Below are 716 nucleotides of genomic sequence, written 5' to 3'. Positions count from 1 at the left end.
CCAGTCGCGAGGATACCCCAGCAGGGAGCCAAGCATGGATGCCGAAAAGAACGCTCGGGACAACAAGAAGGAGAACCGCATCAGCGCACCGGATTCGTTGTCGGGAGGCTGAGAGCTGTGTAACCGACCCCATCATCGCTACTCAGTTATCTGATTCGTAGTGGGTCATTCAAGAGACTACTGTATTTTATTGGACTGGAACATCGGTAGCGACGCAATATCGAACACCGCTGAGGAATGTCCGCTGAGCGTCGGAATTGATCACAAACCACCTGTCATAATTGTGAGCTGCCCACCATCTACCGACCACACAGCTGACCCAGAGGGATTTATTGCTAGAAAAGAGTTGTCTACTATGAGTTCAATCGGGAGTCGCGGTCGACTCCTCATTATCGTGGGGATCATCCTCCTCGCGGGCTGTTCAGGGGCAGTTCCTGGCGACCCGTCCGCAGGTACCCCAGACACCGGCAACGAGTCGACACCCACGCCCGCGGAACGCTCGAAGTCCATTACATCAACGTTGGGCAGTCAGTAAGTACGCTCATTGTGGGGCCCGAGGGTGAGACGATGCTCGTCGATACTGGCCACTACAATGATGATGGCGAACACGTCCTCGAATATCTCCAAGCGCACGACATCACACGGATCGATCACCTCGTCACCTCTCACAACGACGCCGACCACATCGGCGGCAACGCTGCGATCATCGAGTACTA

1 pseudogene is annotated in these 716 nt (G+C 55.2%); it reads left to right on the top strand.

The annotated features are described in order from the left end of the window. Nucleotides 1-355: 355 nt before the first annotated feature. Nucleotides 356-716 (top strand): annotated as a pseudogene (locus EXE42_RS16185) (MBL fold metallo-hydrolase); the annotation flags it as partial.

Origin of the sequence: Halorubrum sp. SP3, assembly GCF_005435195.1 — an archaeon.
Taxonomy (GTDB): domain Archaea; phylum Halobacteriota; class Halobacteria; order Halobacteriales; family Haloferacaceae; genus Halorubrum; species Halorubrum sodomense.
This window is presented reverse-complemented; position numbering and strand designations above follow the sequence as displayed.